Source organism: Variovorax gracilis (assembly GCF_030317115.1).
Classification (GTDB): domain Bacteria; phylum Pseudomonadota; class Gammaproteobacteria; order Burkholderiales; family Burkholderiaceae_C; genus Variovorax; species Variovorax gracilis.
This window is the reverse complement of sequence record NZ_JASZYF010000008.1, coordinates 73,782-94,669: the sequence shown is the minus strand read 5'-3', so window position 1 is coordinate 94,669 and position 20,888 is coordinate 73,782. Positions and strand designations below refer to the sequence as shown.

The 20,888-nt window shown below is 67.0% G+C and carries 23 protein-coding genes; 11 read left to right on the top strand and 12 right to left on the bottom strand.

Annotated elements, in window-relative coordinates:
* The first annotated feature begins 48 nt into the window (after positions 1-48).
* On the top strand, positions 49-960 hold the full coding sequence (rocF, locus tag QTH97_RS17345) for an arginase (protein ID WP_286569617.1): 912 nt from the start codon (positions 49-51) through the stop codon (positions 958-960).
* A 123-nt stretch (positions 961-1,083) separates the two neighbouring features.
* The gene (locus QTH97_RS17340; protein WP_286569616.1) at positions 1,084-1,311 is read left to right on the top strand and encodes a hypothetical protein; all 228 of its coding nucleotides are present in this window, start codon (positions 1,084-1,086) and stop codon (positions 1,309-1,311) included.
* Here QTH97_RS17340 and QTH97_RS17335 read toward each other — a convergent pair.
* The gene (locus QTH97_RS17335) at positions 1,284-1,544 is read right to left on the bottom strand and encodes a hypothetical protein (protein WP_286569615.1); all 261 of its coding nucleotides are present in this window, start codon (positions 1,542-1,544) and stop codon (positions 1,284-1,286) included. The genes QTH97_RS17340 and QTH97_RS17335 overlap by 28 nt on opposite strands.
* A 124-nt stretch (positions 1,545-1,668) precedes the next feature.
* Between QTH97_RS17335 and QTH97_RS17330 the strand changes: the two genes are divergently transcribed.
* Positions 1,669-2,085 carry a response regulator gene (locus tag QTH97_RS17330; protein WP_286569614.1) on the top strand — a complete coding sequence of 139 codons (417 nt, stop codon included), beginning with the start codon at positions 1,669-1,671 and terminating at the stop codon, positions 2,083-2,085.
* 10 nt (positions 2,086-2,095) lie between these two features.
* Here QTH97_RS17330 and QTH97_RS17325 read toward each other — a convergent pair whose 3' ends face one another.
* The 4 genes from QTH97_RS17325 to QTH97_RS17310 all read right to left on the bottom strand — a co-directional run bounded on the left by QTH97_RS17325 (position 2,096) and on the right by QTH97_RS17310 (position 7,811).
* Positions 2,096-2,734 (bottom strand): DUF2242 domain-containing protein, encoded by a 639-nt coding sequence (locus QTH97_RS17325; protein ID WP_286569612.1) that lies wholly within the window; start codon positions 2,732-2,734, stop codon positions 2,096-2,098.
* A 110-nt stretch (positions 2,735-2,844) separates the two neighbouring features.
* Positions 2,845-3,471: a nucleoside/nucleotide kinase family protein gene (locus QTH97_RS17320; protein ID WP_286569611.1), complete on the bottom strand. Its 627-nt coding sequence runs from the start codon at positions 3,469-3,471 to the stop codon at positions 2,845-2,847.
* Between the two features lie 7 nt (positions 3,472-3,478).
* The gene (locus QTH97_RS17315) at positions 3,479-4,750 is read right to left on the bottom strand and encodes a Glu/Leu/Phe/Val family dehydrogenase (protein ID WP_286569610.1); all 1,272 of its coding nucleotides are present in this window, start codon (positions 4,748-4,750) and stop codon (positions 3,479-3,481) included.
* 85 nt (positions 4,751-4,835) lie between these two features.
* Positions 4,836-7,811: an L-glutamate gamma-semialdehyde dehydrogenase gene (locus QTH97_RS17310; protein WP_286569609.1), complete on the bottom strand. Its 2,976-nt coding sequence runs from the start codon at positions 7,809-7,811 to the stop codon at positions 4,836-4,838.
* 95 nt (positions 7,812-7,906) lie between these two features.
* Here QTH97_RS17310 and QTH97_RS17305 point away from each other — a divergent pair, with 95 nt between their 5' ends.
* Positions 7,907-8,386: an Lrp/AsnC ligand binding domain-containing protein gene (locus QTH97_RS17305; RefSeq protein ID WP_286569607.1), complete on the top strand. Its 480-nt coding sequence runs from the start codon at positions 7,907-7,909 to the stop codon at positions 8,384-8,386.
* 14 nt (positions 8,387-8,400) lie between these two features.
* Here the strand turns inward: QTH97_RS17305 and QTH97_RS17300 are convergent, their stop codons facing one another.
* Positions 8,401-9,087, bottom strand: coding sequence for a YggS family pyridoxal phosphate-dependent enzyme (locus QTH97_RS17300; protein WP_286569825.1), 687 nt, complete (start codon positions 9,085-9,087; stop codon positions 8,401-8,403).
* Positions 9,088-9,126: 39 nt separating this feature from the next.
* Here QTH97_RS17300 and QTH97_RS17295 point away from each other — a divergent pair, with 39 nt between their 5' ends.
* The 3 genes from QTH97_RS17295 to QTH97_RS17285 all read left to right on the top strand — a co-directional run bounded on the left by QTH97_RS17295 (position 9,127) and on the right by QTH97_RS17285 (position 12,506).
* A complete protein-coding gene (locus QTH97_RS17295) occupies positions 9,127-10,170 on the top strand; it encodes a type IV pilus twitching motility protein PilT (RefSeq protein ID WP_286569606.1) in 1,044 nt (347 codons plus the stop codon).
* Between the two features lie 150 nt (positions 10,171-10,320).
* On the top strand, positions 10,321-11,457 hold the full coding sequence (locus tag QTH97_RS17290; protein ID WP_286569605.1) for a PilT/PilU family type 4a pilus ATPase: 1,137 nt from the start codon (positions 10,321-10,323) through the stop codon (positions 11,455-11,457).
* A gap of 128 nt (positions 11,458-11,585) precedes the next feature.
* Positions 11,586-12,506 carry an NAD(P)-dependent oxidoreductase gene (locus QTH97_RS17285; RefSeq protein ID WP_286569604.1) on the top strand — a complete coding sequence of 307 codons (921 nt, stop codon included), beginning with the start codon at positions 11,586-11,588 and terminating at the stop codon, positions 12,504-12,506.
* A gap of 12 nt (positions 12,507-12,518) precedes the next feature.
* On the opposite strand, the gene QTH97_RS17280 is transcribed toward QTH97_RS17285, so the two are convergent.
* On the bottom strand, positions 12,519-13,286 hold the full coding sequence (locus QTH97_RS17280) for a BON domain-containing protein (protein WP_286569603.1): 768 nt from the start codon (positions 13,284-13,286) through the stop codon (positions 12,519-12,521).
* Positions 13,287-13,643: 357 nt separating this feature from the next.
* Here QTH97_RS17280 and QTH97_RS17275 point away from each other — a divergent pair, with 357 nt between their 5' ends.
* Complete coding sequence (locus tag QTH97_RS17275; RefSeq protein WP_286569602.1) at positions 13,644-15,125, top strand: patatin-like phospholipase family protein; 1,482 nt, start codon at positions 13,644-13,646, stop codon at positions 15,123-15,125.
* A gap of 7 nt (positions 15,126-15,132) precedes the next feature.
* Here the strand turns inward: QTH97_RS17275 and QTH97_RS17270 are convergent, their stop codons facing one another.
* Complete coding sequence (locus tag QTH97_RS17270) at positions 15,133-15,768, bottom strand: SIS domain-containing protein (protein WP_286569601.1); 636 nt, start codon at positions 15,766-15,768, stop codon at positions 15,133-15,135.
* Between the two features lie 95 nt (positions 15,769-15,863).
* The gene (locus QTH97_RS17265; protein WP_286569600.1) at positions 15,864-16,220 is read right to left on the bottom strand and encodes a YraN family protein; all 357 of its coding nucleotides are present in this window, start codon (positions 16,218-16,220) and stop codon (positions 15,864-15,866) included.
* A gap of 40 nt (positions 16,221-16,260) precedes the next feature.
* Here QTH97_RS17265 and rsmI point away from each other — a divergent pair, with 40 nt between their 5' ends.
* Positions 16,261-17,196, top strand: coding sequence for a 16S rRNA (cytidine(1402)-2'-O)-methyltransferase (gene rsmI / locus QTH97_RS17260; protein WP_286569599.1), 936 nt, complete (start codon positions 16,261-16,263; stop codon positions 17,194-17,196).
* Positions 17,197-17,215: 19 nt separating this feature from the next.
* On the opposite strand, the gene QTH97_RS17255 is transcribed toward rsmI, so the two are convergent.
* From QTH97_RS17255 to QTH97_RS17245, 3 genes are read right to left on the bottom strand one after another with little or no spacing between them, the layout of a single operon-like run.
* Positions 17,216-17,944 carry a glutathione S-transferase gene (locus QTH97_RS17255; RefSeq protein WP_286569597.1) on the bottom strand — a complete coding sequence of 243 codons (729 nt, stop codon included), beginning with the start codon at positions 17,942-17,944 and terminating at the stop codon, positions 17,216-17,218.
* 37 nt (positions 17,945-17,981) lie between these two features.
* Positions 17,982-18,251 (bottom strand): hypothetical protein, encoded by a 270-nt coding sequence (locus QTH97_RS17250; protein WP_286569596.1) that lies wholly within the window; start codon positions 18,249-18,251, stop codon positions 17,982-17,984.
* A 42-nt stretch (positions 18,252-18,293) separates the two neighbouring features.
* Positions 18,294-19,229, bottom strand: a complete 936-nt coding sequence (locus QTH97_RS17245; RefSeq protein WP_286569595.1) for a pseudouridine-5'-phosphate glycosidase — start codon at positions 19,227-19,229, stop codon at positions 18,294-18,296.
* Between the two features lie 152 nt (positions 19,230-19,381).
* Between QTH97_RS17245 and QTH97_RS17240 the strand changes: the two genes are divergently transcribed.
* Both QTH97_RS17240 and QTH97_RS17235 read left to right on the top strand, forming a co-directional pair.
* Positions 19,382-20,203, top strand: coding sequence for an alpha/beta fold hydrolase (locus QTH97_RS17240; protein WP_286569594.1), 822 nt, complete (start codon positions 19,382-19,384; stop codon positions 20,201-20,203).
* Positions 20,204-20,205: 2 nt separating this feature from the next.
* A complete protein-coding gene (locus QTH97_RS17235; protein WP_286569593.1) occupies positions 20,206-20,808 on the top strand; it encodes a cysteine hydrolase family protein in 603 nt (200 codons plus the stop codon).
* The last annotated feature ends 80 nt before the right edge of the window (positions 20,809-20,888 follow it).

The following is a 20,888-nucleotide window of genomic DNA, read 5'->3' as shown; positions in this document are numbered from 1 at the left end:
TGTACCGTTACGTGCCGAAAGCTCGACACCTTACGGAGGCTCCAGCCCATGACCGCTACTCTTCAACTGGTTGGCGCGCCGACCGACATCGGCGCCAGCACGCGGGGCGCCGGCATGGGTCCCGACGCACTCCGCGTGGCCAATCTTGCGGGCATGCTGGCACGCCTCGGCTTCAACGTCATCGACCGGGGTAACCTGGCCGGGCCCGCGACCCCCTGGATCACACCAACGGAAGGCCTGCATCATCTCGACGAGGTCGTCGCCTGGAACCGGCTGGTCTACGACGCGGTCGACGAGGCGCTGGGCGCGAACCATCTCCCCGTTCTGCTGGGCGGCGACCACTGCATCGCCGTCGGCTCCATCAGCGCCATCGCCTGGCACGCGCGCCGGCGCGGGCAGAAGCTGCGCGTGCTGTGGCTCGACGCCCACTCCGACGTCAACACCGAGACCACCACGCCCAGCGGCAACCTGCACGGCATGCCGGTCTCCTGCCTGCTCGGCCATGGGCCGGCGGCGCTGACGGGTTGGAGCGGCGAGCGCGCGGCCTTCGAGCACGATGCCATCCGCTTCATCGGCATCCGCAGCGTCGATGCTGACGAGAAGTCGGCCATCCGCGCGCTCGGGCTCAACGTGTTCGACATGCGCCACATCGACGAGCACGGCATGCGCACGACGATGACCGAAGCGCTGCAGGACGTGGACGAGGACACCCACCTGCACGTGAGCTTCGACCTCGACTGCCTGGACCCCGACTATGCGCCCGGCGTCGGCACCGGCGTGCGCGGCGGGCCGACCTGGCGCGAGATGCAGCTCTGCATGGAAATGATCGCCGACACCGGTCGGCTCGGATCGCTGGACGTGGTCGAGCTCAACCCGGCGCTGGATGTGCGCAATCGCACGGCCGAGGTGGCGGTCGAGCTGATCGAAAGCCTGTTCGGCAAGTCGACGCTGGCGCGCTGAGCACGCACGCCGCGACGGTTGGCTGCCGTCAAATTCCATCGAAGCGTGAACTTTCTCCAGCCAGAAGACCGAAGCCAGGAACTACAGTCTTAAGTATTCGTTTTCCGGAGTCGGGGTACTGAAATGAGCATGCGCAAGATTGGATTGCTGGTGGAACAACCCACCGATGGGTCGTTCTACTGGGTGATCCACGAGGACGTGCGGCGTGACGGCCGCTACGAATCGCTGCACCGCGCAGAGCGCTCGTTTGCGACCTATTCCGCCGCGCTCGCCCAAGGTTATGGCGTGATGCAGCGCCTGTGCGGGCTGACGGGCTTGCCGGCCTACGCCGCCCGTTCGGTCTCGCTGTAGTCCGTCTCGGAGAGGTCCGCGCCGGGGTCCGAGATGGGCCGCAGCTTGTCGCTGCGGCAGTAGAAGGTCCAGCCCTCGAAGGCGACGTCGTAGTACGTGCCCGGCAGATAAGTCCAGTCCGGTGCCTCGTACGGTGTCGACACCACCTCCACGATCCTGCCGACAGCCTGCCGGGTGAGCGGGCTGGCCAGGCAACTCGGGACCACGTAGCACAGCGTTCCGATCTTGATCATCCCCGCAGAATCGCACAACGCTGCTCCGGCTCCAAGGGCAGGCCTCCTACAAGCAAATCCGCGCTTCGGGTATTCCATCCGCGGCTTGTCATCCTTAGATTGGCGTTTTCACAAGAAAACGACGATGGCAAGCACGGCGAAGGACGCAACGGGCGGACGGACAGACAGCGCTAAAGGAGAAAGCGCTAAAGGGCTGCGCGTACTGGTCGTGGAAGACGATCCCGATGCGCTCGCGGCCACCGTCGAAATGCTCCAGCTACTCGGTCATTGGGCTGCCGGCGTGCGCAGCGCGGAGACCGCCAAGGACCGTTACCTGGACGGTGCCTTCGACGTCCTGCTCACCGACATCGGCCTGCCCGCCCTCTCGGGCATGGATCTGGTGGAGAGCCTGCGCACGCGCCAGAAGCTGGAAGTGATCTTCGCCACCGGCCGGCCGGCACCAGCCGAGCCGATCGAAGGCACTTTATGGCTCCAGAAGCCTTTCACGGTCGAACAGCTGGAATCGGCGCTGTCCCGGGCGAAGAACCGGACCGAGGCCTGAACGGGCGGGTTCAGCCGCGCGACGGCGTCAGGGGCACGTCGCGCAGCGGAGCCTCGATAAGCGGCTGCGACGGCAGAACAGGCCGCGCCTCGGCCGGTGTCTCTTCCGCCGCTTCCGGCAGGAAGCGATCGATCAGTGCAAAGAAGCGGTCGTAGAAGCGCTCGTCCGTCAGCGTTTCGCTCGCGACCTTGACCAAGGCGTCGTCGCTGGACGAGAACGGCAGCGACAGCGAGCCGATCGCCCCCACACCCACCGTCGCGGAGTTGTTGACCTTCTTGATGCCGTAGCGATCCTGCAGCGCGCTCGCAAACGCGATGGTGCTGCGCGGCCCGTTCCGGCCATTGCTCTCGCGTGCGCAAACGACGCGGAACTCCACTTCCACATGCACCTCGGCCGCCGGCTGGAAGCTCTTGCGGCCGGTGACCAGTTCGTGATTGCCGGCGGTGATCATGTAGCCCTGGCTCAGCAGCGCGCGGCGTGCCGCCTCGCAGGTCTGGGCTTCGGTCGCCACGTAGGTCCGCGTGTGCGTGGTGGTGGAATCGAACACTTCCGGTTCGTACGAAACGCGACGCGTTGCCGTGCTGCAACCCGCGACGAGAAACGAGAACAGCAGCGCGGCAGCGGCTGCATGGGAAATCGGAGAGCGCATGAGGGGCATGGAAGGACGAGACTCGGAATGCTAGCCGCAAGACGGCGGGCCGGCGCCCCTTTTGACATGCCGGAGGGTCGCGCGTTCCCCTGGGCCGGCAACTTGACGGCTCAGCCGCCCAAGCGGACCACGCGATGCGCCTTGGCGCGTGTCGCGGCGATGCGGCGGGCATTGGGCTCGTCCGTCTGCTCGACCCATGCCAGCGCCTCCGCCCGGCTGCGGCCGAACTGCTCGTGCCGCCGCACGAGCCGGTCCAGCCGAAGCTCATCCGCCACGTCGACGTACCAGACCTCGTCGAGCAGAGCCGCCGCCCCGGCCCACGGACCATCGTCGAGCAGCAGGTAGTTGCCTTCGGTGATGACCAACTGCGTCTCCGGCAGCACGGCGATCGCGCCGGCGATCGGCTCTTCGATCTCGCGGCGGAACTCGGGCGCGTAGACGATTTCCTCCGCGCCCTGCTCGCGCAGGCGCCGCAGCAGCGCGACATAGCCTGCGCCGTCGAAGGTGTCGGGCGCCCCTTTGCGCACGGCGCGACCCAAGCGCTGCAACTCGGCGTTGGCCAGATGAAACCCGTCCATCGGCACCACCTGCGCACGCCCTGCAAACGCCCGCAACAACGCCAGCGCAAGCGTCGACTTGCCCGAACCAGGCGCGCCCACCAGCCCGAGCAGCTTGCGCCGCCCGTCGGTCAGCAGGGCTTCGATGCGCGCCAGTTCCGCGGCGGGCACCTCGATCATGGGCGGATCATGGGTAGAGGCCGCGCTCCTGGCGCGCCATCAGGATGCGCTCGCAGGCCACCGCGTAGGTGGCGGTGCGCAGGCTGATCTTGTAGTGGTCGGCCTTGTCCCAGATGTTGTTGAGCGCGTTCATCATGATGCGGTCGAGTCGCACGTTGATCTCGTCCTCGTCCCAGAAGAAGGACGAGAAGTCCTGCACCCACTCGAAGTAGCTCACCGTCACGCCGCCGGCATTGCAGATCACGTCCGGCACCACCAGCACGCCGCGCTCGGCCAGTATGTCGTCGGCGGTCGGCACGGTCGGCCCGTTGGCGCCCTCGAGCACCAGCTTGGCCTTGGTCTTCTGCGCGCGCTCGGCAGTCACCTGCCCTTCCAGCGCGGCGGGGATCAGGATGTCGCAGGCCACGTCCCAGAAGGCCTCGTTGTCGATCACGTCGCCGCCCTTGAAGGCGACGACGCCGTCGGTGCGGGAGATCGGCACCAGCGTCGGGAGGTCGAGCCCCTTGTCGTTGAAGATCGTGCCGGTGTGGTCCTGCACCGCGACGATCCTGGCGCCCGCCTCGGCGAACAACTCGGCCGCCACCGAACCCACGTTGCCGAAGCCTTGCACCGCGATCCGCGCGCCGCGCAGGTCGAGCCCGAGGCGCCGGGCCGCTTCGCGGCCGGTCACGAACACGCCGCGGCCGGTGGCCTTCACGCGGCCGAGCGAGCCGCCCAGGTGCAGCGGCTTGCCGGTGACCACGCCAGTGGCGGTGCCGCCGACGTTCATCGAATAGGTGTCCATCATCCAGGCCATGATCTGGGCGTTGGTGTTCACGTCGGGCGCGGGGATGTCGCTGTGCGGGCCGATGATGATGCCGATCTCGCTGGTGTAGCGGCGGGTGACTTTTTCAAGCTCCTTCAGCGAGAGCTTCTTGGGGTCGACGCGTATGCCGCCCTTGGCGCCGCCGTACGGCAGGTTGACCGCCGCGGTCTTGACCGTCATCCAGGCGGAGAGCGCCATGACTTCCTCCAGCGTGACGTCCGGGTGGAAGCGCACGCCACCCTTGCCAGGGCCGCGCGACATGTTGTGCTGCACGCGATAGCCCTCGAAGTGCGCGATCGAGCCGTCGTCCATCTCGATCGGCACGTCGACGATCAGCGCGCGCTTCGGACGCTTGAGCGTTTCGACCCAGCGCGCCAGGTCACCCAGGTAGGGCACGACGCGGTCGACTTGCGACAGGTAGGTGCCCCAGGGGCTGTTGGCGGTCGGCTGGACGTAGGAGAGGACGGAACTCATGGCGATCCCTTGTTGTTGAACGGATAGGCGCGACCATAGTCCTTCGCCGGGCGCGGCGCCACGCCTATGCGCATTGCTATGGCGGTTATGCGATGGCGGCAAGCAGCGCCGCATTGCCGCCCGCGGCAGTGGTGTTGATAGTGAGCGTCTGCTCCGCGCAGAAGCGCAACAGGTAGTGCGGTCCGCCGGCCTTGGGGCCGGTTCCGCTCAGGCCTTCGCCGCCGAAGGGCTGCACCCCGACCACCGCGCCGATGATGTTGCGGTTGACGTAGATGTTGCCGACATGGGCCCGGGCGGCCATCGCCTGGGCGCGGCTGTCGATGCGGGTCTGGATGCCGAGGGTGAGTCCGAAGCCGAGCGCGTTGATCCGGTCGATGACCGCTTGGGGGTCGCCCGACCAGCGCACGACGTGCAGCACCGGGCCGAAGATCTCGGTCTTCACGCTGTCGATGGAGGGTACTTCGAAGGCATGCGGCGGCACGAGGTTGGGCACCTCCTGCGCCGGGCGCGCCGGGGCGACAAGCACCTTCGCTTCCAAGTTCAGGCGCTGCAGGTGGCGCTGGATGCCGTCGAAGGCCTCGCGGTCGATCACGGGGCCGACGTCCGTCGCGAGCAGCGCCGGGTCGCCGGCGACCAGTTCCCTGGCAGCGCCCCGGATCATCTCGATCACGTCGTCGGCAATGCTTTCGTGGATCAGCAACAGGCGAAGGGCCGAGCAGCGCTGGCCGGCCGAGCGGAATGCGCTCTGCACCACCGCATCGACCACCTGCTCGGGCAGCGCGCTGGAATCGACCACCATCGCGTTGATGCCGCCCGTCTCGGCAATCAGCGGCACGATCGGGCCGTCCTTGGATGCAAGGGCGCGGTGGATGACCTTGGCGACCTGCGTCGATCCCGTGAACACCACGCCCGCCACGCCGGTTGCCGCGACCAGCGCGGCGCCGACCGTTTCGCCGGGGCCATGCAGAAGTTGCACCGCATCGGCCGGAACGCCGGCCGCATGCAGCAGCCTGACGGCCTCCAATGCCACGGCAGGCGTCTGCTCGGCCGGCTTGGCCAGCACGGTGTTGCCGGTGGCGAGCGCGGCGGCCACCTGCCCAAGAAAGATCGCCAGCGGGAAATTCCACGGGCTGATGCACACCCACGGGCCGCGCCCGGTCAGGCGCAGTTCATTGCTCTCGCCTGTCGGTCCGGGCAGCGCGACCGGCTGCATGACCCGTTCGGCCTCGTCGGCGTAGTAGCGCAGGAAGTCGACCGCCTCGCGGACTTCGGCCACTGCATCGCCCCAGGTCTTGGCCGCTTCCTTGACCAGCAGCGCGCAGAAGCGCGGGAGGGCGGCGTCGAGCGCGTCCGCGGCGTGGCGCAGCGAGGCGGCGCGTTGCGCGACGGGCGTGCGGGTCCACGTGCGGTAGCAGGCGGCGGCGGCCGACACCGCAGCTTCCGCGCGATGGGATTCGAATTCCGGCACGACCGGCACGGTGGTGGTGGCCAAAGCATCGAGCAATGGGGCGCGCATCGCTTCCACCGTCAAGTCGACGCCATTGCTGTTGCGGCGCGCAGGCGGCGGTCCGTAAAGCTCGTTCGGCAAGGGCAACGATGCCTCGCGCTCCAGCCACAGCGGGGACACCAGGAGTTGATCCATGCCCACCGATTCGTCGCCCAGCTGGTTGACGAAGGACGAATTGGCTCCGTTCTCCAGCAACCTGCGCACCAGGTAGGCCAGCAGGTCCTTGTGCTTGCCCACGGGCGCGTAGACGCGCACCGGCGCGGAGGTGCTCTTCATCACCTCCCGGTAGACGCCCTCGCCCATCCCGTGCAGACGCTGCAATTCGAAGGGGACATCCCCGGCCATCTGCAGGATCGCCGCGATGGTCCCGGCGTTGTGCGTCGCGAACTGCGGGTAGATCGCATCCGGCGCGGCCAGCAGCGCACGGGCGCAGGCCAGGTAGCTCAGATCGGTGTGGTGCTTGTGCGTGAACACCGGGTAGTACGGGAATCCCAACTCCTGGGTCCGCTTGACCTCCGCATCCCAATAGGCGCCCTTCACCAGCCGGCACATCAGGCGCAGTTCGTACTTGCGCGCGATCGCCGTGACGTGCTCGACCAGTTCCAGCGCGCGCGTCTGGTAGGCCTGCATCGCGAGCCCGAAGCCGCGCCATCGAGGGCGCCTGGCCGCGACCTGCGCCGCGAGGGCTTCGAAGACGTCGAGCGACAGTTCGAGGCGATCCACCTCCTCGGCGTCGATCGTGAGATTGAGGTTCGCGTCGGCCGCCAGTTCGCACAGTTGCCAGACGCGCGGGACGAGTTCGTTCATCACGCGTTCGCGCTGGGCGTCTTCATAGCGGGGATGCAGCGCGCTGAGCTTGATGGAGATGCCATCGTTGTGCTCCGGCGTGCCGGCGCGGTCGGCGCCGGAGGCGATGGAGTGGATGGCGTTGATGTAGCTGTCGAGGTAGTGCAGCGCATCCGCATCGGTGCGGGCACCTTCGCCCAGCATGTCGTAGCTGAAGCGCAGCGCGGCATGCTTCCTGTGAGCCGACCGGGCCTCGCCCATCGCTTCGTCGATGGTCTGGCCCAGCACGAACTGGCGGCCCAGCAACTGCACTGCGCGCAGCGTCGCGGCCACCACCGTGCGGGCACCCAGCCTCGCCATCAGCCCCGGCTCGGACTCTGCCTCGCCCTCCCCGTCGGAAAAGTGCGGGAGGAACTTCTTCGACAGCGCGATCGCTGAAGATGAAAGTCGCGCCAGCGTCGAGTCGGCGCTACCCTCGAAGTCGGCTCGACCCAGCTGGTCGGCGGTCAGCGCAATGGCCGTCTCGGCATCCGGCACTCTCAGCAGCGCCTCGGCCAGTCGCATGAGCGCCAGGCCTTCCGCGCTGGAGATCGGGTATTCGCGCAGAAGGCTTTCCATGGCCCAGAACGGCGGCGGCTTGTCGCGCACGGCGCGCACCCAGGGCGATGCGGTGGGCACCGCCAGCGCCCAGTCGAGCGCGCCTTTCAACGAGGCGAGGCGGTGAGAAACGATCTCGGCTTCGGGTCGGTAGGGGGTGGGGAGGCGCATGGCGGACCGTATGGATAGTGAGTGGGCTGATGCTCCGCCTTCCCCCGGCGAGTTATTCACCAAATATTCGCTCTCGACCGGATAATTCACTACCCATGAGCGACATCCCCTCCGATCTGGACCGCATCGACATGAAAATCCTGAAGGTTCTTCAGGAAGACGGCAGGATTTCCAATCTCAAGCTGGCCGAGACTGTGGCCCTTTCCCCCACCGCCGTGCTCGCGCGCGTGCAGCGCCTGACGCGCGAAGGCTTCATCCTCGGCTACGAGGCCCGGCTGGACCCGCACAAGCTCGGGCGCGGCTTCACGGTGTTCGTCGAGGTGCTGCTCGATCGCACCACGCCCAATGTGTTCGACGAATTCAAGGCAGCCGTGCAGGTGCGCGACGAGATCATGGAATGTCACATGGTCGCCGGCGGCTTCGACTACCTGCTCAAGACCCGCATGGCCGACATGGCGGCCTATCGCGCGTTCGCCGGCACGGTTCTGTGGCAACTGCCGGGGGTGCGGGAGACCCGGACCTACGCGGTGATGGAAGAGGTGAAAAGCAGCGCCAGACTACCCCTGGGCATCTAGGTCGGGAACAGCGCTCATCGCTTTCCAAAGATGGCGGTGCCGATGCGGACCATGGTGCTGCCGGCCGCAACGGCCGCCTCCAGATCCGCGGACATGCCCAGCGAGAGCGTGTCGAGTTCAATCCCTGACGCCCTGATCTGATCGAACACTCCGGCCGCGCGCAGGAACAGTTCGCGCTGCGCAGCGAAATCCGACGCCGGTTCAGGGATCGCCATCACCCCGCGGAGCCGCAAACGTGGCAACGCCGCCACAGCGCATGCTAGGGAAAGCGCTTCCTCGGCTGCGACACCCGACTTGTTGGCGCCCCCATCCACATTGACCTGCAGGCACACCTGCAAGGGTGGGAGATGCGCCGGCCGCTGCTCCGCCAGCCGCTCGGCGATCTTGAGGCGATCGATGCTGTGCACCCAGTCGAAATGCTCGGCCACCACGCGCGTCTTGTTGCTCTGCAGCGGCCCGATGCAGTGCCATTCGAGCCGGCTGCGCAGATCGGCCAGGGCCTCGATCTTGGCGACGCCTTCCTGAACATAGTTCTCGCCAAAGGCCGTCTGGCCGACCGCATGGGCTTCGCGCACCGCCTCGGCCGGGAACGTCTTCGAAACCGCAAGCAAGTGCACGCTCGCCGGATCGCGTCCGGCCGCTGTGCACGCGGTCACGATTCGAGCCTGAACTTGCTGGAGCTTGTCGCCAATCATCGTCATAATCTTCAAAGTCGTATCAAAACGTCACCAAGGAATTGCGTGGACATTACCCAACTGCTTGCTTTCAGCGTCAAGAACAAGGCGTCCGACTTGCATCTGTCGTCCGGCCTGCCGCCGATGATCCGGGTGCACGGCGACGTGCGGCGCATCAATGTCGACGCGCTCGACCACAAGGCCGTCCACGCCATGGTGTACGACATCATGAGCGACACGCACCGCAAGCATTACGAAGAGTTCCTGGAGGTCGACTTCTCGTTCGAGATCGACGGCCTGGCGCGCTTCCGCGTGAACGCCTTCAACCAGGCGCGTGGCGCCGCGGCGGTGTTCCGGACGATTCCGTCCAAGATCCTGACGCTGGAGCAGCTCAACGCGCCCAAGATTTTCGGCGACCTCGCGCTCAAGCCCCGTGGCCTCGTGCTCGTGACCGGCCCGACCGGCTCCGGCAAGTCGACCACGCTGGCCGCGATGATCAACTACCTCAACGAGACCGAGTACGGCCACATCCTGACCGTCGAGGACCCGATCGAGTTCGTGCACGAATCCAAGAAGTGCCTGATCAACCAGCGCGAAGTCGGGCCCATGACGCTCTCCTTCGCGAATGCGCTGCGCTCCGCGCTGCGTGAAGACCCGGACGCGATCCTCGTCGGCGAAATGCGCGACCTCGAAACCATCCGCCTCGCGATGACCGCGGCAGAAACGGGTCACCTGGTGTTCGGCACGCTGCACACCTCGTCCGCCGCCAAGACCATCGACCGGATCATCGACGTCTTCCCCGGCGAAGAGAAGGAAATGATCCGCGCCATGCTGTCCGAATCGCTCCAGGCCGTGATCTCGCAGACGCTGTGCAAGACCAAGGACGGCCAGGGCCGCGTGGCCGCGCACGAGATCATGCTGGGCACGCCCGCCATCCGGAACCTGATCCGCGAAGGCAAGGTCGCGCAGATGTATTCGTCGATCCAGACCGGCAGCGGCCAGGGCATGCAGACGCTGGACCAGAACCTCACGGACCTCGTGCGCCGCAGTGTCATTTCCTCCGCAGAAGCGCGGGGCAAGGCCAAGATCCCCGAGAATTTCCCAGGTTGATATGGCACACCCCCAGGCTGCGCGCACTTCGTGTCGCTTCGCCAACCCCCTTGCAGGGGGCAATACCTGCGGCCCGGCACAGCCGGTTCTGCGGTATTTCTCGAATGAGAGGGCACAAGGGCTGCCCTCACGACTGCACTAGGAGCTCAGATGGAACGCGATCAGGCCAGCCAGTTCATCAACGACCTGCTGAAGCTCATGGTGAGCCGCAACGGCAGCGACCTGTTCATCACGGCGGAGTTTCCGCCGGCGATCAAGGTCGACGGCAAGGTGACCAAGGTGTCGCAGCAGGCGCTCGGCGCGCAGCACACGCTGGCGCTCACGCGTTCCATCATGAACGACCGCCAGACGGCCGAGTTCGAGCGCACGAAGGAATGCAACTTCGCGATCTCGCCGACGGGCATCGGCCGCTTCCGCGTCAATGCCTTCGTGCAGCAGGGCAAGGTCGGCATGGTGCTGCGGACCATCCCCGCCAAGCTGCCGACCATCGACGGCCTGGGCATGCCGCAGGTGCTCAAGGACGTGGCGATGACCAAGCGCGGCCTCACCATCCTGGTCGGCGCGACCGGCTCGGGCAAGTCGACCACGCTCGCCGCGATGATCGACTGGCGCAACGAGAACTCATTCGGCCACATCGTGACGGTGGAAGACCCGGTGGAGTTCGTGCATCCGCACAAGAACTGCGTGGTGACGCAGCGCGAAGTCGGCATCGACACCGACAGTTGGGAAGCAGCGCTCAAGAACACGCTGCGCCAGGCGCCCGACGTGATCCTGATGGGTGAAATCCGCGACCGAGAGACCATGGAACATGCCGTGGCCTTTGCCGAAACCGGCCACCTGTGCATGGCCACCCTGCATGCCAACAGCGCCAACCAGGCGCTGGACCGGATCATCAATTTCTTCCCCGAAGAGCGCCGTGCGCAGTTGCTGATGGACCTGTCGCTGAACCTGCGTTCGCTGGTGTCGCAGCGCCTGATCCCGACCGAGGACGGGCATGGGCGCATCGCCGCCGTCGAGATCCTGCTGAACACGCCGCTGATCTCCGACCTGATCTTCAAGGGCGAGGTGGGCGAGATCAAGGAAATCATGAAGAAGAGCCGCAACCTCGGCATGCAGACTTTCGACCAGGCGCTGTTCGACCTGTTCGAGGGCAATGCGATCAGTTTCGAGGATGCGATCCGCAATGCCGACTCGGCGAACGACCTGCGCTTGCAGATCAAGCTCAATAGCCAGCGGGCGCGATCCACGGATCTCTCAGCCGGAACCGAGCACTTCGCGATTGTCTAGGCTCGCCCCCAGGCTTGCTCACTGCGTGTAGCCGCCTACCCCCTGCCGGGGGCAACACCTGCGGCCCGGCGGAGCCGGTTCCGCAGTGTTCCTGAAGGTCTCGGAACGTGCCGAGCTAAGCTAGGGGGATGAGCAGCCTCAACCCCAAAACCTACGATTCCATCCCCTCGCAGAAGGTCGCCTTCCTCGGCCTCGGCGTGATGGGCTATCCCATGGCCGGCCACCTCGCGCTGGCGGGTCACGACGTGACGGTCTACAACCGGACCGATGCCAAATCCATCGCCTGGCAGGCAGAGTTCAAGCCGCAGGCCAAGGGCACCCTGACCCACTCGGCCACGCCGAGGGGCGCGGCCTCCAATGTGGACATCGTCTTCTGCTGCGTCGGCAACGACGACGACCTTCGCTCGGTGGTGCTCGGCGACAACGGCGCTTTCGCGGGCATGGCCAAGGGCTCGGTGTTGGTGGACCACACCACGGCTTCGGCCGACGTGGCACGTGAACTCTCCAAGGCCGCGATCGAACGCGGCCTGCAGTTCATCGATGCGCCCGTCTCGGGCGGCCAGGCCGGCGCGCAGAACGGCGTGCTGACGGTGATGTGCGGCGGCGATGCGGCCACCTTCGATCGCATCAAGCCCGTGACCGCCGCCTTCGCGCGCGCCGTCACCCGTGTGGGCGAGAGCGGCGCGGGCCAGCTCGCGAAGATGGTCAACCAGATCGCCATCGCCGGCCTGGTGCAGGGCCTCTCCGAAGCCATCGCCTTCGGCCAGCGCGCCGGACTCGACATGAACGAAGTGCTCGGCGTCATCGGCAAGGGCGCGGCGCAGAGCTGGCAGATGGACAACCGCGGCAAGACCATGATCGAAGGCAAGTTCGATTTCGGCTTCGCGGTCGACTGGATGCGCAAGGACCTCGGCCTCGTGCTCGACGAAGCCAAGCGCAACGGCGCCCGGCTTCCGGTGACAGCACTGGTGGATCAGTTCTACGCCGACGTGCAGCAGTCCGGCGGCAACCGCTGGGACACGTCGAGCCTGATCACCCGGCTCAAGTAAGGCGGCGGCGCCTCAGCGGACGGGCGAGGTCGTCGCACCGCCGCCGGAAGGCGTCGACGGCAGCGGCTCCATCGGCGGCAGCGGAACACGCGAAGTCGAAGCCGGGGCTGCGCCCGTTCCGCCCTGCGTGGCACCGCCTTGCGAAGGCTGCGGCTGTTGCTGGCTCTGGATATTCGCCAGATCCTGCTCGCTGACGATCTCCACCACGCGCACCACCTTCGTCACACCCGACACGCCACGTGCGATGTCGGTGGCGCGATCGGTCTCGCGGCGGGTCGCGATGCCCATCATGTACACCGTGCCACGCTCGGTCACGACCTTGAACGAGTTCGCGAAGATGTCCTTCGCGTCGAGCAGCGAGGCCTTGACCTTGCCGCTGATGAAGGTGTCGTTCGAACGGTCCTGGAAGCTCGCCGGCGGGCCGACCGTCAGTTCGTTGACGACCGAGCGCACGTTGTCGACGCGGCGGATGACCTCCTCGACCTTGATGCGATCCGCCTCCGTGCCCACCGAGCCTGTCAGGAGCACCTGACGATTGAAGCTCGTGATGCTGACGTACATGTTGTCGTTGGCGATCTCGCGGATGCGCGCGCCGCCGCGCAGCTCGATGCCCTGGTCGTCCACCTGCGCGCCGGAGCTGCGGCGGTCCGTGGCCACCATGCCCACGCCGACGGCAGCGGCCCCTCCGACGACCAGCGGAACGCAGGCGGAAAGGCCGGCGACCAGTACGGCGCCTGCGGCCAATGCCATCGCGATGCGTTGAGTGGATCTCGTCGTCATAGATAGGACCTTCCAGTGCTTGTGGGTGTGAGATGGACGATGCGCAGGCCGGCCGTGGCATTCCGTTCGGAAGCCTGTGCGTCGTCCTGCTGGATGAGTGGGTCGGTGCGCAAAAGTTCTGTGGCGGACTTGTGCCGGCGAGTGCTTCTGCCCGCTCCCTGCCTCTGATCGCGGCGAGTTTAGCCCAGCGAATTCGACCGCCCGTTACCGCGTGTCATCGCCTGGCTCCTACACACGTCAGACAAAGTGCGTCCCTACAATTCGCGCTCGGCGACGGCTTGCGCACCGGTCGGTGGCGCGGTTGTTGCGAGCCGATTCGTGTCGGTTCGCAGATGTTGGAACGAGGAAGGAAGCCCCTTGAAGCAGTCTCCCGGGTCGCAGACACAACTTGTCCGAAGGATGACGGGCGCCGTCGCTGCGCTGGTTCTCGCCGGATGCAACTCCTTCGCGCCGGTCAATCCGCCCATCGACCATGTCGACCTGGACAGCGGCTACCGCGTCGGCAACATGCTGAAGCGCACGCACGGCGTCAAGAATGACGCGGACACGCTGTTCCTGCTGACCTTCTCGGGCGGTGGAACGCGCGCAGCGGCTTTCTCGTACGGCGTGCTGGAAGAACTGCGGCGCACGAGCGTCATGGTGAAGGGACAGCCCGTCAACCTCCTGTCGGAAGTCGATGCCATTGCCGGTGTCTCCGGCGGCAGCTTCACCGCGCTGGCCTATGCGCTTTATGGCGATCGGCTGTTCACGGAGTACGAGCCGCGCTTCCTCAAGCGCAACGTGCAGGGCGCGCTCACCTGGGGTGCGCTGAACCCCATCAACTGGTTTGCGCTCGGCAGCGGCCTCTACGGGCGCTCCGAGTTCGCGGCCGACTACTACGACCAGATCCTCTTCGGCGGCGCGACCTTCGACGACCTGATCGACAAGCCCACGCCCGTGACGGCAGTGACCGGCACGGACCTCTCGACCGGCGCACGCTTTCCGTTCTCGCAGGACCACTTCGACCTGCTGTGCTCCGACTTGGGCAAGGTGCGGCTCGCCCGGGCCGCCGCGACTTCGTCCGCCGTGCCCGCCGTGCTGTCGCCGGTCACGTACCACAACTACGGCGGAACCTGCGGCGCGGTCATGCCCGCGTGGGTCAAGGACGTCACCAAGGCCGACGGCCCCGAGCGCCCGGCCGGCCGCGCCCTGCTGCGCTACCGCGACATCCAGAGCTTCCAGGACAGCAAGAACCGCCCGTACCTGCACGTGGTCGACGGCGGCGTGTCCGACAACCTCGGCCTGCGCGGCCTGCTCGAAGCGCTGGAAGAAGTGGAGGCAAGCCCGGCCTTCCAGGAGCAGGTGGGGTTGCAGCACATCCGCCGGATCGTGGTGGTGGTCGTCAACTCGCGCTCGGCGCCGGACACCGACTGGGACCGCCGAGCCATCGCGCCGGGGATCGTCTCGCAGCTGCTGCAATCGTCGAGCGTGCCGATCGATCACTTCTCCTACGAATCGGTCGAGCTGCTGAAGGACATTGCCCAGCGCTGGGCCGACAAGCGGGAACTCGCGATCGCCGAGCGCCGACTCGCCGGGATGTCGAAGGCCCAGGCCGAAGCATCGGTGTTGAAGCTGACCTTCGACGCCATCGACGTGAGCTTCGATGAAATCCACGACCCTGAGGAAAAGCGCTACTTCATGAACCTGCCCACCAGCTTCGTGCTGCCGGACGAGGCCGTGGACCGCCTGCGCGCCCTCGGCGGAAAGTTGCTACGCGAATCACCGACCTATCGCGACCTGCTGAAGCGGATCGACGCCACCAACCAGCCGTCGAAGCAAGGCGCAGCCGCCGCGCAGTGAAGCAGGTTCAGACGGACAGGAGCGAGGAATCGCTGTCCTGATCGCCGAGCAGTTGCGCATCGACGCCGTCGCACAGGCAGTGCAGCGTGAGCAGGTGCACCTCGTGGATGCGCGCTCCGCGCTCGTGCGGCACGGTGACCTGGACGTCGGTTTCGCGCAGCGCGCGCCCCACCGCCCCGCCTGAACCGCCGCCCGCGTTGCCGGCGTTGCCGAGCAGTGCCACGACTGTCATGTCCCGTGCGTGGGCGGCTTCGACCGCCGCCAGCACCGCGGCGGACTGGCCGCTCGCGCTCAGGGCGAGCAGCACGTCGCCGGCCTGGCCGAGCGCCCGGACCTGCCGCGCGAAGCGGTCGGCGTCGAGTGCATCGGGCGTGTCGGCGGCGGGATCGGTCGGGTCGCCGGGCAAGGCGATTGCGGCCAGCTCGGGACGATCGCGCTCGAAACGGCCGACGAACTGCGAGGCGAACTGCGCCGCCAGGAAGCCGGACACGCCCGCGCCGCACGCGAGGATCTTGCCGCCGCTGGTGACGCACGCAAGCAGCGCCTGCATCGCTTGCGAAATGGGTTTACCGAGAAGGGGGCCTGCCTGGTACTTCAGGTCGGCGCTGTCGATGAAATGCTGCTGGATGCGTTGCTCAAGCATGGGGCGGGATGATAACTGCGCGATGAGACGCGCTCGGTGAAACAAAACGTGTAGCGACGTAGAGCCGGGTTCGGCCGATGGGTTCCGCGAACGCCTCAACCCGCATCGAACGCGCCCTGGATCCACTCGATGCGCTCCTCGATCAGCACCACGTCGAAACGGCATGGCGGCAGCACGCGGAGCCGGCTGATGTAGTGCCGCGCCGCGAAGACGATGCGGCGCTGCTTCACGCCGGTGATGCTGCCCCCGGCGCCGCCATGCGTGCCGCTCGCACGCTGCCGCACCTCGACGAACACCAGCGTGCCGTCGCCCGGATCGCGCATGATCAGGTCGATCTCGCCGCCACCGCGGCCGGGGGTTCGATAATTGCGCGCGACCAGGCTCAGGCCGGCCGCCTGCAAGTGGTCGAGCGCGGCATCTTCCGCCGCGTCGCCTCGCTGCTTTGTCGTCACCTGCGGCGACCTCCCTGTCGTCTTGTTCTGGAGAAACCCATTGACCTCACTCGCACCCGCTTCGTTCGGCGCCGCCCTGCAGGCGGCACGCGATGCCGCGGGCGCGCAGCATTATCCGCAGGCGACGCTCTACGTCGTCGCAACGCCGATCGGCAATCTCGCGGACATCACGCTGCGCGCGCTGCATGTCCTGCAGACCGTCGATGCCGTGGCCTGCGAGGACACCCGCCATACGCAAAGCCTGCTGCGCGCCTATGGCATCGAGCGGGCCTCCGCCCAGCTTCTGGCGCTGCACCAGCACAACGAGGCCGAGGCCGCTCAGTCCGTGATCGCGAAGCTCGCGAACGGTGAACGCATTGCCTACGTGAGCGACGCCGGCACCCCCGGCGTGAGCGACCCCGGTGCGCGGCTGGTTGCCGCGGTGCGCGAGGCCGGCTACCGCGTGCTGCCGCTGCCCGGTGCCAGCAGCGTGACGACGCTGGTCGGCGCAGCGGGGCTGGTTTCATCGGGGGACGCCGGCAGCGCATTCGTCTTCGCGGGCTTTTTGCCCAGCAAGTCGGGCGAGCGTGACGCCGCTGTGCTCGAACTGGCCGACGAGCCTCGCAGCGTGGTGCTGCTCGAAGCGCCTCACCGTATCGAAGCGCTGGCGCGTGCCTTGGCGACCTTGGGGGAGCGACAGATCACCGTGGGCCGCGAACTCACCAAGCAGTTCGAGGAGATCGCCACCGTCACCGCCGCCGCCTTGCCCGACTGGTTCCGGGCAAGCCGCGACCGCACGCGCGGCGAGTTCGCGCTGGTGCTGCATCCCAAGCCCACGGCGGCCGACGACGGCGTCGAAGGCGAGCGCGTATTGCGCCTGCTGCTGGACGAACTGCCGCTCAAGAGCGCCGTGCGCGTGGCGGCCGAGATCAGCGGCGCCCCGCGCAATGCGCTCTACGACGCGGCCCTGCGCATGCGCGAAGAGCCCAACGACTAGGCGCCTCGCGCATTGGCGATCAGCCGTCGAGTTCGGGATACGCCCGGAAGATGCCGTCCTCGTTGAAGGGGATGCGGCGCGGGCTCTGCAGATAGTCGTGCACCCGCTGGCGGCGGCTTACGTTCGTCGCGAGCTTGGCGACGGCCGGGGTTCGCGCGAGCGCCCTTGCCGTCGCCTTCGGGAACGCGTAGCGCAAGCCCGCCACGAGTTGGAAGAGCGACAGGTCGGCATAGGTCAGCACATCGCTGACCAAATGGAGATCACCGGCGGGATTGCGTTGCAGGATCAGCTCGAACCAGTCGAGGAACTTGGGGATGCGCTCTTCGCGAAACGCCTTGGCGCGCTCCAGCGCCGCTTCGCGCTGGTCTTCGTAATAGAGGCCCGTCGACAGCGGATGGTGCGTGTCGTGCGCTTCGGCCACCACGTCCGCGATGGTGAGCTGCAACTGGTGAGCCCAGATCCCGTCGGCCTCGCCGAGACCTGCGAGCCCGAGGCGCGGCCCCAGATAGAGCAGGATCGCCGCGGTCTGCCCGACGACGATGTCGCCATCGACCAGAAAAGGCGGCGCGAACGAGGGACGCGGGTTGCCCGGATCGCCGAGGCGTCGACCCAGCGCCGCTTCGCCACCGCCTTTGGCGGGCGGCTCGCGCGCCACATCGACATAAGCCGCGCCGGCAGCCTCCAGCGCCAGACGCACGAATTCGCCGCGGCCCTGGATCGAGGGCCAGTAGTGCAGTTGGTAAGTCACAAACCCTCCGCGCAACAAGCCGCCGTGGAAGCCGGCCCTACTGCCCGACCACCGACCAGCCCGCCTGCTGGTTGGTCTTGTCGTTCTCGTACTCCCAGCGCGTGCCGCAGGCGTCGCAGCGGTAGCTGGTGAGGGTGACCGTGTGGCTGCCGCCATCGTCGTCGCTGCGCACCGCCTTGCGGCTGGACTGCTGGACCAGCTCGGCGTGTCCTGGCGCGCGGCGCCAGTTCCGCTGGATGCCGGCGCAGGAGGCGCAGAGCGTCATCTTCTTCAACTCGGCGGCTCTTTGGTTGCTCTCGTTCGTCATGCGGCCTCTGCTTCCCTTGGATTGATCACTGAACCGGGCATGTTAGCGACGCGACCCGGCCGCCAATGCCAGCGCCAGCCTGGCACCCACCTCGGCGTTGTGCCTGACCAGCGCGATGTTGGTCGCGAGGCTGCGCCCGCCCGTCAGCGCCTTGATGCGCGCCAGCAGGAAAGGTGTCACCGCCTTGCCGGCGATGCCCTGCGCCTTGGCCTCGTCCAGCGCCTGCCGCGTCAGCGCGTCGATCTCCTCGCGCGGCATCGCGGCTGACTCGGGGACCGGCGTGCTCAGCACCACGCCGCCTGCCAGGCCCAGATCCCACTTGGTGCGGATGAAGCGGGCCTGCGCCGCCGCGTCGTCGAGCCGGTAGTCCGCCCTGAAACCGCTGTCGCGCGTGTAGAAGGCCGCGAAATTGTCCTGCTCGCAACTGAGCACCGGCACGCCGTGCGTCTCCAGGTATTCGAGCGTCAGCCCGATGTCGAGGATGGACTTGGCGCCCGCGCACACCACGGCCACCGACGTCTTCGCCAGTTCCTGCAGGTCGGCCGAGATGTCGAAGCTCTCCGGCGCGCCACGGTGCACGCCGCCGATGCCGCCGGTCACGAACACCTCGATGCCGGCGAGCGCCGCGCAGATCATCGTGCCGGCCACCGTCGTCGCGCCGAGCCCGCCGCCGGCCAGCACGGCCGGCAGGTCGCGGCGGCTGACCTTCTGCGCCTCTTTCGAGCGGCCGAGCAGCTCCAGCTCGTCGTCGGACAGTCCGATGCGGATGCGCCCGTCCATCACCGCGATCGTCGCGGGCTCGGCGCCCAGGCCGCGGATCAGCGCCTCGACTTCGCGCGCCGTGCGAACGTTTTCCGGGTAGGGCATGCCGTGGGCAATGATGGTCGATTCGAGCGCCACGACCGGGCGCCCGGCCGCCTGCGCCGCAGCCACGGGCGCGCTGAAAGTCAGCCAGGAGCGAGCAAGGTCGGAAGCCATGGGGGTGTTTTCTATCTCCAAAGGCCAATGCGCCGATTCGCAATCCGGAGAGGGTCGAAGTGCCCCTTGGGAGGTCGTCGCCGGCGGGGTATCCGAGCATACTGCCGGCACCGCCATCCTCCCTCCCTCCACTCCCAAAAGGAAGCTTGACCATGCCCACCATCACCACCAAAGACGGCACCGAGATCTACTACAAGGACTGGGGCCAAGGCCAACCCATCGTCTTCTCGCACGGCTGGCCCCTGTCGGCGGACGACTGGGACAACCAGATGCTGTTCTTCCTGGCGCAGGGCTACCGCGTGATCGCGCACGACCGCCGCGGCCACGGCCGCTCGACCCAGACGTGGACCGGCAACGAGATGGACACCTACGCCGACGACCTCGCCGCCCTCACCGCCGCGCTGGACCTGAAGGACGCCATCCACGTCGGCCACTCCACCGGCGGCGGCGAAGTCGCGCGCTACCTGGGGCGCCACGGCACGAAGCGCGTCGCCAAGGCCGTGCTGATCGGCGCGGTGCCGCCCATCATGGTCAAGTCGGAAGCCAACCCGGGCGGCCTGCCGATCGACGTGTTCGACGGCATCCGCGCCGGCGTCGCCGGCAACCGCGCCGAGTTCTACCGCGACATCACCCTGCCCTTCTACGGCTACAACCGCCCCGGCGCCAAGATCTCCGAAGGCATCCGCCAGCACTGGTGGCTGCAGGGGATGATGGGCGGCATCAAGGCGCACTACGACTGCGTCAGGGCGTTCTCGGAAACGGACTTCACCGAAGACCTGAAGAAGATCGACGTGCCGACCTTCGTGATGCACGGGGACGATGACCAGATCGTGCCGATTGCGGATTCGGCGCTGCTGTCGTCGAAGCTGGTGAAGGGGGCGGAGTTGAAGGTGTATGCGGGGCTGCCGCATGGGTTGTGTGCGACGCATCCGGACGTGGTCAACGCGGACTTGCTCGCGTTCATCAAGGGCTGACCATGAGCACCGCCTTGCTGCTGGTCGACCCGTACAACGACTTTCTGTCGGAGGGCGGCAAGCTGCAAGGCCGCGCCAAGGCAGTGATCGACCAGACGGACACGATCGCGCACATGCGCCAGGTCGTCGCGGCTTGCCGGAAGGCGGGCATCCCCGTGTTCTATGTGCCGCACAACCGCGCGAAGCCCTCGGACTTCAGCGGGTGGGCGCACCCGACGCCCTACCAGCTGGGCGGACACCGCATCCAGCTCTTCGCGGAAGGAAGCTGGGGCGCCGAGTGGCATCCGGATTTTCAGCCGCAGGACGGGGACGTGATGATCAAGGAGCACCGCGGCTCCAGCGGGTTTGCGAACACGGATCTGGATATCCAACTGCGGCAGCATGGGGTCACCAAGGTGGTGCTGATCGGGCTGCTGGCGAATACGTGCATCGAGACGACAGGCAAGTTCGCGGTGGAGCTGGGGTATCACGTGACGCTGGTGCGTGATGCGACTGCGGCGTTCTCGATGGAGGCGATGAAGGTGGCGCATGAGATCAATGGGCCAACCTATGCGCATGTGATCTTGACGACGGCGGAACTGGTGAAGGCCTTGGAACACTCCTAGAACGGCAAGGGCCAAAAATTTCGGCAGCGAAATGGCCCGAGGCGTCAGGCATGGCCGCGGACGTTCCCGGAGGCAGCGCC

What these genes read in the sequence shown, in the direction of transcription:
- rocF (WP_286569617.1), top strand. Translation starts at nt 49, where the DNA reads ATGACCGCTACTCTTCAACTGGTTGGCGCGCCGACCGACATCGGCGCC.
- QTH97_RS17340 (WP_286569616.1), top strand. Translation starts at nt 1,084, where the DNA reads ATGAGCATGCGCAAGATTGGATTGCTGGTGGAACAACCCACCGATGGG.
- QTH97_RS17335 (WP_286569615.1), bottom strand. Translation starts at nt 1,544, where the DNA reads ATGATCAAGATCGGAACGCTGTGCTACGTGGTCCCGAGTTGCCTGGCC.
- QTH97_RS17330 (WP_286569614.1), top strand. Translation starts at nt 1,669, where the DNA reads ATGGCAAGCACGGCGAAGGACGCAACGGGCGGACGGACAGACAGCGCT.
- QTH97_RS17325 (WP_286569612.1), bottom strand. Translation starts at nt 2,734, where the DNA reads ATGCGCTCTCCGATTTCCCATGCAGCCGCTGCCGCGCTGCTGTTCTCG.
- QTH97_RS17320 (WP_286569611.1), bottom strand. Translation starts at nt 3,471, where the DNA reads ATGATCGAGGTGCCCGCCGCGGAACTGGCGCGCATCGAAGCCCTGCTG.
- QTH97_RS17315 (WP_286569610.1), bottom strand. Translation starts at nt 4,750, where the DNA reads ATGAGTTCCGTCCTCTCCTACGTCCAGCCGACCGCCAACAGCCCCTGG.
- QTH97_RS17310 (WP_286569609.1), bottom strand. Translation starts at nt 7,811, where the DNA reads ATGCGCCTCCCCACCCCCTACCGACCCGAAGCCGAGATCGTTTCTCAC.
- QTH97_RS17305 (WP_286569607.1), top strand. Translation starts at nt 7,907, where the DNA reads ATGAGCGACATCCCCTCCGATCTGGACCGCATCGACATGAAAATCCTG.
- QTH97_RS17300 (WP_286569825.1), bottom strand. Translation starts at nt 9,087, where the DNA reads ATGACGATGATTGGCGACAAGCTCCAGCAAGTTCAGGCTCGAATCGTG.
- QTH97_RS17290 (WP_286569605.1), top strand. Translation starts at nt 10,321, where the DNA reads ATGGAACGCGATCAGGCCAGCCAGTTCATCAACGACCTGCTGAAGCTC.
- QTH97_RS17285 (WP_286569604.1), top strand. Translation starts at nt 11,586, where the DNA reads ATGAGCAGCCTCAACCCCAAAACCTACGATTCCATCCCCTCGCAGAAG.
- QTH97_RS17280 (WP_286569603.1), bottom strand. Translation starts at nt 13,286, where the DNA reads ATGACGACGAGATCCACTCAACGCATCGCGATGGCATTGGCCGCAGGC.
- QTH97_RS17270 (WP_286569601.1), bottom strand. Translation starts at nt 15,768, where the DNA reads ATGCTTGAGCAACGCATCCAGCAGCATTTCATCGACAGCGCCGACCTG.
- QTH97_RS17250 (WP_286569596.1), bottom strand. Translation starts at nt 18,251, where the DNA reads ATGACGAACGAGAGCAACCAAAGAGCCGCCGAGTTGAAGAAGATGACG.
- QTH97_RS17245 (WP_286569595.1), bottom strand. Translation starts at nt 19,229, where the DNA reads ATGGCTTCCGACCTTGCTCGCTCCTGGCTGACTTTCAGCGCGCCCGTG.
- QTH97_RS17240 (WP_286569594.1), top strand. Translation starts at nt 19,382, where the DNA reads ATGCCCACCATCACCACCAAAGACGGCACCGAGATCTACTACAAGGAC.
- QTH97_RS17235 (WP_286569593.1), top strand. Translation starts at nt 20,206, where the DNA reads ATGAGCACCGCCTTGCTGCTGGTCGACCCGTACAACGACTTTCTGTCG.